Origin of the sequence: Sulfitobacter sp. UBA1132, assembly GCF_002311545.1 — a bacterium.
Lineage (GTDB): Bacteria > Pseudomonadota > Alphaproteobacteria > Rhodobacterales > Rhodobacteraceae > Sulfitobacter > Sulfitobacter pontiacus.
The window spans coordinates 1046-2501 of the sequence record NZ_DCAN01000006.1; the positions used below are offsets into that span (position 1 = coordinate 1046).

The following is a 1456-nucleotide window of genomic DNA, read 5'->3' on the forward strand; positions in this document are numbered from 1 at the left end:
CCCCGCCAGACGAGCCGCAGCCCAGGATGGTGATCTTCATCTCGGCCATCAGGCGGCGTCCTGATATTGGGCGGCCTTGGTAAACAGCCGGTCGAAATTCGCCTGCGTCTGCGCGGCAAAGCTGGCATAATCGATGCCGAAGGTTTCGGCCCCACGCCGCGCCGTATGGGCTGTAAAGGCGGGTTCGTTGCGTTTGCCGCGATGGGGCGGCGGGGCAAGATAGGGGCTGTCGGTTTCAACCAATATCCGGTCCAGGGGGGCGTCGGCAAAGATGTCGCGCAGGTCCTGGGATTTGGGGAAGGCGGTGATGCCCGACATCGACAGGTAGAACCCCAGATCCAGTGCCGCACGGCCAAGCGCCTGCGTCGAGGAGAAGCAGTGCATCACGCAAGGGTAGGCCCCGTTGGCATGTTCCTCTCTGAGGATGCGGGCCATATCGTCATCAGCGTCGCGGGCGTGGATGATCAGGGGCAGGCCGCTGTCACGGGACGCGGCGATATGGGTGCGCAGGCTGGCTTGCTGCGCCTCGGCGCTGTCGGCAGTGTAGTGGTAATCCAACCCCGTTTCGCCGATGCCCACCATCTTGGGGTGTTGGGTCAGCGCCATCAGGTCGTCATAGCTGGCCATCGGCTCTGTCGCGACGCTCATCGGGTGGGTGCCGGCGGCATAGAAAACCGGGGCGTGCGCCTCGGAAATGGCGCGCACGGCGGGTTCGTTCTTGAGCTTGGTGCAGATGGTGACCATGCGTGTCACCCCTGCGGCTTGGGCGCGGGCGATCACATCGGGCAGTTCACCGTCGAAATCGGGAAAGTCCAGGTGGCAGTGACTGTCGGTGATCGGGTGAATGTCGCGGGTGCTGTCTGTCATGCCTGGGGTCCTGCCTGTTCGTCTTGCGTGGGCTAGCGCGGTGCGGCGTCGCCCATCTTGAACAGGGTATCTAGGACCAGTGCGGCAGGGTCAAGGTTGACCGCCATCCCGTGGCGCGCGCGGGTACCGATGTCTTGCGCGGTCTCGGCCCAGACCCGTCCTTGGGCGGGAGTAGGCGACAGACGGGTCAGCACTGCGGCTTCGTTCTGGGCGGCGGCGGTTTCGGGTGGGCGGCCAAGGGCACCGGTGCGGGCCAATCGCAGCATCAGCAGATCCACCAGCGTGAACAGCAGCGACAGTTTTTCTTCGGCCCCGCGGGCGGCGGCGGCCTCTGCCAGTTTGAGCGCGCGGGCGCGGTCCAGCCGCGGCATCGTATCTAGCAGGGCGACCAGTTCGCCATACATCGCGAGCCCGCCCATCAGCGACAGGGACAGCGCGCCGCCGACAGACCCGCCGGAAAGCGCCGCGAGCGCTGCGGGATCGCCTTGAATATCCACCTCGGACTGGCCAAGCGCCTGCGCCATATCGTCCGGCGTCAGGGTGCCAAGCCGCAGGGTCCGGCAGCGCGAGCGGATGGTGGGCAGCAGGC

Annotated in this window: 1 protein-coding gene and 1 pseudogene; both read right to left on the bottom strand. The window is 66.2% G+C overall.

Features of this window, described 5'->3' with window-relative positions; all coding sequences use genetic code 11:
• Positions 1-48 precede the first annotated feature (48 nt).
• The gene (locus tag B4F27_RS03755; protein ID WP_286758907.1) at positions 49-867 is read right to left on the bottom strand and encodes a TatD family hydrolase; all 819 of its coding nucleotides are present in this window, start codon (positions 865-867) and stop codon (positions 49-51) included.
• 32 nt (positions 868-899) lie between these two features.
• A pseudogene (locus B4F27_RS03760) lies at positions 900-1456 on the bottom strand (DNA polymerase III subunit delta'); the annotation flags it as partial.